An 8,597-nucleotide genomic window follows, 5' to 3' on the forward strand; every position below is an offset into this window, starting at 1 on the left:
GAACATTGATGGAAGCTTTTGCGGCAAACCCGCAGTCCATCTCCCCGGCATGCGATCGTTGAAGCGAGACCCGCGCAGCGTCCGCTTCCCTGTTCGCCGTCAAGTACCTAAATTCAGCGGCAATCCCATTTCCTCGGCATGAGTACTGACGAATTGGGTGAATCGATGACAGGCATACGCGACCAGTACATGGTTCCGCCATTCGTAGCTACGTTGCGCATTCACCGCGTCCGCGTGCTCTATAAGGTCGCCGACATCGCTGTAGCGATAGGCGGCCAATATTTGCGGTGGAGCGATAGGATCCGTTTGACACATAATCGCCGTCAGCGACCCACCCATGTTCCACTCTAACACCAATCGCCGTCCTGCCGAATCCACAATGACACGCGGTCGCCATGAGTCGAAAGGGTTTTCTGGAGGTGCAGGATATTCGAGATCAACACGATTGCCGTTTCGGTCGCCGATTCCAGCAAGTGGAAGTACGAACATGTCTTCTCGAACGCGTTTGAAATGCTGGGTATTACCATCTTTAAAAGCAATTTCCCAGTGATCCTGCTCTGGATGGCGCACTGTGAATCGTTCGTAAGCATCGAAGTGTTCAGTGCCTACGGCGACGGCGGGAAGCTTTACTGCCCGTCCTCCTGCGTCGTGATAAATGAGAGAATCAGACGAAAGCGACAACTCCACTGCCAGTGGCACACTCCATCCCTGTCCAAACCATCCAATTCTTGTATCACCGGAACGATATTCGCGCGTCCAGACCAGCGGTAAAATACCAGGCAATGAAAAATCGTGCTCCGTCAGACTCTTTTCGCCGGTAGCGATGATAACGGGACGACCAATCTTGCATGCACAGGAGCTTTGTTTTGAAGCATTGCTCTGGCCTACCTGGATTGGCTGACTTGAGTTTCCTTGCCCTTTCGCACGCGCGGACAACTTAGCGGACGCTAGACCAAGCGCCGCCAGCAAGGTCGAAATCCCCACGCGCACCAAGAAGGATGCAAGTTTCTTCCGCTCTTCGGCCATCTGGGCATTGCTCATCGGCTTGCTCCAGCGGTCCATCATCGCCTTTAGCTCGTCGGCGGCACCAGCGGCTTGTTCAACGGCACCCTTGATCTGCAGGGCGACTGCAGCGCCACCTGCAATCTGCCCCACCACGGGGATCGCCGACGCGCCAAGCAGCGCTGCCGTTTGAACCAGGGCGATCAACGTGTCGGTGGATTTCAATGCCTTGATCATCGCCTCGGCATCGGCTTGCGCTGCATCGGCGAAATCCTTGGTGGTCATGCCCCCGGCGATCTGGGCGCCGTTCTGGACCATATTCTTGACCTCTGGCGGCAGCATGCTCCACACGGCATTGACCGCCGTGTCGACGCCATCCATCACTGCATTGCGGGTCTCGAAATAGACACTCTTCGCCCATGACGTGAAGCCGTTGTCACCATGGACCTTCAGCGTCTTGATACCCATGATCACCACCGGCGCATGCCTGCCCGCGCCGATATAGCTTTCGCTATGAGCCACCTTGCCACTGCGATTGAAAATGGTCCCAGCGGCATTGTTGATCGTCGTACTAATGTTGAAGTGCGGAGCGACACCGGGCTCCCCTTTGGGCTTCAGGAAAACCGGGTCCCTGCTCTGCGCAACAGTTCCGGCAGCAACCTGGGTGACGAGATTCTTGTTATCGGTACTGACATTGGTTGGCATATGGTCTCGACGTGGCGATCAATGGGGGGAGCGTTCAAGCACGCAGGCGGCGATTTCGCCGGTGGGCTCGATCGACCAGTTAAGAACGGTATTGACCCGGTCGATACGCTGACGATGCAGCATCGCGGGCAACAACCAGGCGATGACCCCGCCGGCCGTGCCAACTTGCCCCAACAAGGTTGCGGGTCGCCATTGCGGCAATGCCGACGTCTCGGTGAAAATTACCCGGTTCAATGCCGTCGATTCGATCCGCGCGCGCCAATCCGACCCGTCCATTTCGCTCTCTAGATGGCTGATGTTGGTCGCGCCCATTCCCGACGACGCCAAGGCCCCCGACAAGGCCTTGCACAGCGGTGAAGCGTCGGCTTGATCGGCACCGGGCCAAAGGCGCGCGGGCGCTTGCACCAGCGCGGGTCGATGCAATGCAAAATCATCGGTGGAGATGTCGGTGACGTTGCGTATCCTTTCCAGTAACACACATGCGGCCGCCTCGCCAGGAATGTAACCTTGCGAATTTCCGGGTCTCAGCAGCCAGTCGGCATCTGCGGCATGCCGCAACACGGCGCTCTCGCAGGCACTATCGACGGCTGCGATCATCACATGCTGCAAGCGCCGGTTCTGCCCAAGCGCCCGGTATGCGTGTTCCAGCGCAAGCCAAGCGCCCGTTGCCCCCGCCTGAATAATCATGCGCTCGCGCGAACGCCCCGACCACACCGGATACGGCGCAATCCAGCTCGACAGCATCGCACTTAGCTGCGCGCAGCCCTCGCTCGCCAACCACTGCGGTACGAGCAGGATTTCAAGGCACTCGGCTTGTGGATTTGGCCCAAGATGTTCTGCATTGTCGAGTGCTTCGGTAACCGCCGAGGCCAGCATGGAAGATAAACGCTCAACGCCACCGAGTCCCGCCGTAACGGTATTACAGTCGGCGATCGTGAATGGATCGGCGAAGCCATCGAGATGAATGCGGCGCTGGCGGCGTGTCTGGGCAATCCAGGAAGCGGTGGTTTGCGCTGTCGAATTGCCGACAACCGTCACCATGCCGTTGGAGCGCAGCGCGAATAAAGGAGATGGAAGTGGTGCCATGCGTGCTCGCGTATCTTTAGTCATTAACAAACGTCTGGTTCGGGTGGCTGCAGTCAGGGGGCGCGTATGTCGTCGACATATTCGCCCACCATCATCGCCAACTCCTGGCGCCTGGCGGTATCGAAGGCGGACAGCGACAAGGCGTGCTGCGCGATGGTGGCGCGCTCGATGAACAGCCATTGGCGCAGCGCGTGCGTCACCTCCAGCACGGCCCGGCCCAGGGCCGGCGCCTCGGCACCCAGCGGTAGGCCGTTGCGGAGCCGGATCGTGCCGGCCTGTTCGGGCTTGGCAAGAATGCCCTGCACGTCCCAAGGTCCCATATCGGCGTCGTTACAGACAGGAATATGGGAACGACGACAAGCACGCAGCAAGAGCGCGCGCAGTGCACGGGATTTGTCTGCGGGCACGTTCGGCTCGCAGCGCGCCTCGACTGGTACACCGCCCAATGCAAGTTCGAGCACATCGGCCTGCGCAGCGGTGACGGGGCCGTCGCTCGTGGCCATCTCGCCACAGGCGGCAATGATGCCGTCGACGTAACCTGCAAGTGCCGTGATCCGGTAGCGCAACTCCGTCGGTACGTCGGCTCTGGCCACGGCCTGCTGGTATAGTCCGCGCGGATCGCGGCAAGTCGCGATGGCCCAGGCGGCGCCAACCCGAGCGGGGTCGGCTTTCAGGGCATCCTGCAACAGGCTGGCATCGGCGATACGCGGATCGACGGCAATTAACGCCATCGCGGCCATGCAAGCTGTCGCCTCGCCCGTGGCAAGCGCTTCTTGCGCATAGCGCCGTGTTGCCTGCGTTGCGGCGCCCATGCATGACAGGGCGACGTGTACGTGCGCCGCATACTGCGGATCATCGAGCAATGCCTCGATAGGCAGACGCAATGCTTTCACATCGCGCCGGCCAGCCAGCTCGATTGCGATCAGACGCAATGTGGGCGAGCCAGCCGATTTCTCGAACAGGTCGATAATGTGGCCGCTATGATCGCTGAACGGACCGCTTGGAATCGGATAGAACCAGTAGGCCTCGCGCACTGCGCGGGCAAACTCCTGCGCATGCCGTGCCGCCAGCTCAAACAAGGCGACATCGAGGGTTTGCACAGCGAGCGCAATGCGCAGAAAAACAGCCGCTTCTTTCGCTGCACCGGTCAGTTCGCCAATCCGGACATCCAGCTGACGGGCGGCATCCGCGCCGTACAAGGCCACGGTGTGCAACAGCCGGTCCAATGCCATGTCGGGCACGCGTAGCGCGTTCAGATTCAACGATGGCTTGTCCGCCATCATGATGCGGCGGCGGCGCGTACGCACGGCTTGATCGAGCGTATCGTCGAGTAAGCCTGACAGCGGCGGCAGCCGCCGGCTAATCTGTGGAACATTAGTTGAGGTCAATGCTCGCTCCCTCGATCCGGTTTGATCCAATGGCTGCCGAGAGTACTTCCGCCCCTTCGATGTGCGCCTTGCCGTCCAACGTCAGCCGAATCCGCGCTTCGCCGCAGCTCAACTCGATGGTGGCCAATGCCGACAAATTGAGTCGTGCCGCCTGGATGTGCAGGGTGCCGGTCGCGGCGTCGAAGTTCAAAGGCACCGCGACCGCCGCATCGGGCATCGGCCATGCGGCAACGACCAGGAAACCTGCATCCGCCCCGCCATCCAGAACGGCGACGCGCTGGCCCGCGACCACTGACAAGATATGCGTGGCGATGGCCGCAGCGTAGAGTGCGCCATCGATCTCGATGTCGCAAACCGCGCCGGCAAGCGCCTTTACGGTCGCCGTGCGATAGTCGCCCGGCTGTGAGGCGCCTGGTCGTGACATGGAGTGGGCAGGGTTGTACATGGTCGGTTCCGATAAGGTGGTAGTGTTTAGTGGAGCAAGGATTACCGGCGACAGCGTCACGCCGCGCTCGCGGTACGGAACAGCCGGACAGTGCGCACAGGATCGCCCTGTTCGCTGGCCGGCAGTAAAACGCGCCAGACCACGGACATACGGTCATGCTCGGGTTCGATCACGAGCGTGTCTGGTTTCATTGATACAGCGGCCGGCGTGCGGCCAGACGCCGTGCGTGCCTGCACAGACAGCCCCAGCGCGGGAAAGCTGCACTCGACAATAGCTTGCGGCGCCAGATGCACCAGCCGGATGGCGGTTCCCGCCACCGGCGCATGCGCCAACTGCAGGCTGGGGTGAGCAGCATTGTAAAAGCGCGGGTTAAAGTCAGGCGGCAGGTCGGGAGCGATTTCTCGCTCCCAGGCATCGTCATACGTTCCCGTGTGTATGAAACGATGGCTTGCATTTTCAGGCCAGAAACCCAGCCCTGCCGGAACGCGCGTGTGCCTGCGGCGCTCGCTCGATGTATCCAGCGCCTCGATCCATGGGAGCAGTGCCGGCCCCTCATTCGCATCAGTGGCCGCTCCGATGGCAAAACCAGTGGCCCAGTCCGCAAACGCGTAGCTGACTGGTACACGCTGAACCGCCTGGGCCAATGGGCGCGCCTCGTATCCCAGCCAGGTTCGATGCCAATAGCGTGGCGCGAACGCGCGCATGCTGCCGATCTGGGTGCCGACCCGTACGCCGGCGTCGATGAACAGGCCGGGATGCCCAAGTGGCGCGGTCGCATAGCCCGCCACGATGACATCGAACGCCGGTTTCGGCGGCGCCAGGTCGTGGTCGAGCCACACAATCTCTTCGTCCCGGCGCGCTGCCATGGCTTTCTGCTGCGCCGGGTCCAGCTCAAGCTCTCCGATCCGCGTACTCACTGGATGCAGATGCAAGCCAACCTGTTGCTCAGCCGCGGCCATGCGGCCAGTGCTCAGGCGCCAGCACCCCTTGGCAATCACCAGTACGTGCGATTGGCCCAGATGATCGCGATGGGGAAGGCAGGTCGCCGGTAGCGGAGTTTGATTAGTAAGCATGCGAGCGATCGGAGCAAGACTGGGCAAGGGAATCCGGCATGGCGATGCCAATGTCGCTTAGGCGCCAATCAGCATTTTTCAGCATCGGGAGTTCCGCCGCTAGTTATGATGAATGTTCGGACTGATGAGCGAGACGTTGTCAGTTCCCGCAATAGTCAGCTTGTCACCCGTGATCTCGATTTCGCCCGATTTTTTCATCGTGATTGACGATTTTCCGATTGTCAGCGTGATACTCTCGCCGTCCATCTTGAGCACGCTTCCACCCTCGCCGCCCGCCTCGACCGTATAGCTTGATCCGGCAGTGCTGGAATAGTCGACGCCGACCTTGGTCATCTTGTTCATCCCGACCACGGTCGACATGATCATCCCCACATTCAGACTGTATCCAAGGCCAACGTTTTCGAGGCGGCCCATGCCCACGTTCTGCATGTACGCCATGCCGATGGTTTCGGTTTTCATCTTGGACACATTGATCGACCAGTTCTTGCCGATCTTGTCTTTCTCATTCTTGCTGACCGTCTTGGTGCGGTTGCCGCCGACGGTCAGGGACTGGTTCTTGCCGATCGTGACCGATTCGTCGATCCCCACGTCTTCATCGCGGTTGTCACCGATGCTGATCTTTTCGTCGTGGTCCACGCGCTCGGTGCGGTTGTTGTGGACCGTGATGGTTTCGTCATGGTCCACCGTTTCGGTACGGTCACGCTTGATGTGGTTAGTTTCGTCGCGGTCGATCGTCTTGCGCCGGTCGTTGCCAACCCACTTGTCTTCGTCGTGCTCGACCTCGGTCAACTGGTCTTTTTCCGCGTGCAGCCACAACTGCTCGCTACCCTTCTTGTCTTCGAAGCGCAAGGCGTTGGCGTTGTCGTAGTTCCCGCCCGGCGTTGAGCGCGACAAGATGCCGCTCTGGGTTTTGTTGGCGGGCAGAGTCCAAGGCGGCATTGTGTCCGCGTTCGGTACCATGCCGGTAATAATGGGCCGATCCGGATTGCCATCCATGAACTGCACCAGCACTTCTGTTCCAATGCGCGGAATCGACGTCATGCCGAAATTAGCGCCAGCCCAAGGTGTGGCGACGCGAATCCAGGCCGAGCTTTTCTCATCGTTGCTGCCGGCGCGGTCCCAGTGAAACTGTACCCGTACGCGCCCATATTCGTCGGTGTGAATTTCTTCGCCGGCAGGCCCGACCACGGTAGCGGTCTGAACGCCATGAATCTTGGTTTCTACGCTGTTGTGATCGCGACCCGCACGGTAGGGGATGATTTTCCGGATGCAACTCAGACTGTTGTCGTAATGTGATTCTTCAGTCTCCTTGATGTGATAATTATTGCAGGCGCTGTGAGTCACTGCCGTAATCAGGAACTCGCGCGCCTGGGCATCATCGTTTGTGTTGCTGGCATCGAAGTGACCTGTGAGACGGAACCAACGGCCCGGCATCAGATAGCGGCAATTGCTGACGCCATCGAACTGTTTGCCGGCTGCCTCGACTTCTTCCATGCGCAGCTGCGCAAGCGAACGCCCGCCACCGGTGAAGCCGAAAGCCCCGGTATATTCGTACGATTCGATATTCGGCACATCGCCTTGCTGGTTGACCGTTGGCAGCGACGTCATGGCAGGATGCGGAGATTTGAAATCGTAAGAAGCCAGTGCCACGCTGCCAACCATGATATGGCGCGCTGGCGACCATTCACCGATCCCATCTTCCGCGACCATGCCGCCATGACGCTGGAACGGTACATCCGGAGCGCCATCAATGGGTTCCACGCTGGTCGAATCGTCTGAAAGAATGAGCTTATGACCGGTCGCATTATGCTCGAACCAATAGACGATGCCAGAAGCGACCCAGCGCCGCTCCAGGAAATTGCGATCGCTTTCATCAAACTGGCAACAATCCGTCATGATGGTGCTGGCGCCCTGCACGCGCCAATCCCAGTCGGCCAGGCTACCGTAATCGCCGAAAATACTGGCGGTTTGCTGGTACATGGTGGTGTAGTGGAACAGGTAGTTATCTTTGCGCATGCTCAAATATTTGTACCACGGTCCCAATTTCGCCTCGTAATACGAAATACCGCCGTCCACGGTCTTCAGGCCGAAGCTGAAGACGCGTCCAGTGAAGTAGCGCATCGTGCCATCCTTGCGGACCAGCTGCACGCACATCATCTTGCCCTGGACGTCCTTTAACGCGATATTCGGGTCATCCGACAGCAGTTCGACAGTAAATTCAAACGGCCGCGACAGGCTTTCGACCGCCTCCAGCTTGTTGACCAACAGTTAAGCAGCAGGGCCATCGTTCGCAGGAAATGACAGACGCAATATCCGATTGTGTTGGCGTCCGCCCGCCAGATCTTGCAAGCCATACGAAGCTTCGCTCATGCCAATTTCCTGTTTTACGTAAGTGTCGGCGGATTCCGCCGAGAATGGAGTGTCAGTTAGATGTAGCTCGGTCAGCTCTGGGAAGCATCCTCATCAATTTACAAGACTTCGCTGAGGAGGAGGATGCAAAGGGGCAATATATCTGTTTTTCAAGCAGGCAAGTAGCGCAAATACCACAAGTCACATTGGCCAAAATACATTGCCGAATCGATCATTAAATTATAGCATATTCGACAACACAATAGTCGTGGTGGCATCATTTTATTAGTGTTTTCGTGGCATATGTGGGGAGCCTGTGCTGCCCGTGGACGGAGTTAAAGGCATAGCACAGAGTTCGTGATGTCGAATTAATATGCGCGGAGTCCCCGTTACCAATTTACTTTGGATACTTTTGGGAATTTGGATGCAGAGAGGGCGAAAATGCGAGGAAAAAATAACCGCCGCATACAGCGCACTCTTGGATGCGGTTAGGCTGCCCTGTTAAAATCTGCAGACGAAAAAAAACCCCACATTTCTGCGGGGTTTTCT

The 8,597-nt window shown here is 58.8% G+C and carries 6 protein-coding genes; all 6 read right to left on the bottom strand.

The window, feature by feature from the left end; translation table 11 throughout:
* Positions 1 to 99 precede the first annotated feature (99 nt).
* The 6 genes from RBA41_RS33085 to RBA41_RS33110 all read right to left on the bottom strand — a co-directional run bounded on the left by RBA41_RS33085 (position 100) and on the right by RBA41_RS33110 (position 7,964).
* Positions 100 to 1,707, bottom strand: coding sequence for a DUF6531 domain-containing protein (locus RBA41_RS33085; RefSeq protein ID WP_306628591.1), 1,608 nt, complete (start codon positions 1,705 to 1,707; stop codon positions 100 to 102).
* Between the two features lie 18 nt (positions 1,708 to 1,725).
* Positions 1,726 to 2,793, bottom strand: a complete 1,068-nt coding sequence (locus RBA41_RS33090; RefSeq protein WP_306628592.1) for a hypothetical protein — start codon at positions 2,791 to 2,793, stop codon at positions 1,726 to 1,728.
* A gap of 53 nt (positions 2,794 to 2,846) precedes the next feature.
* A complete protein-coding gene (locus RBA41_RS33095) occupies positions 2,847 to 4,181 on the bottom strand; it encodes a hypothetical protein (RefSeq protein WP_306628593.1) in 1,335 nt (444 codons plus the stop codon).
* Complete coding sequence (locus RBA41_RS33100) at positions 4,168 to 4,626, bottom strand: hypothetical protein (RefSeq protein ID WP_306628594.1); 459 nt, start codon at positions 4,624 to 4,626, stop codon at positions 4,168 to 4,170. The genes RBA41_RS33095 and RBA41_RS33100 overlap by 14 nt, the downstream gene beginning before the upstream one ends.
* Positions 4,627 to 4,682: 56 nt before the next feature.
* Positions 4,683 to 5,699 (bottom strand): DUF2169 domain-containing protein, encoded by a 1,017-nt coding sequence (locus tag RBA41_RS33105; protein WP_306628595.1) that lies wholly within the window; start codon positions 5,697 to 5,699, stop codon positions 4,683 to 4,685.
* A 99-nt stretch (positions 5,700 to 5,798) separates the two neighbouring features.
* Positions 5,799 to 7,964, bottom strand: a complete 2,166-nt coding sequence (locus tag RBA41_RS33110) for a type VI secretion system Vgr family protein (protein ID WP_306628596.1) — start codon at positions 7,962 to 7,964, stop codon at positions 5,799 to 5,801.
* Positions 7,965 to 8,597: the final 633 nt, after the last annotated feature.

The organism is Massilia scottii (assembly GCF_030846495.1).
Classification (GTDB): domain Bacteria; phylum Pseudomonadota; class Gammaproteobacteria; order Burkholderiales; family Burkholderiaceae_D; genus Telluria_A; species Telluria_A violaceinigra.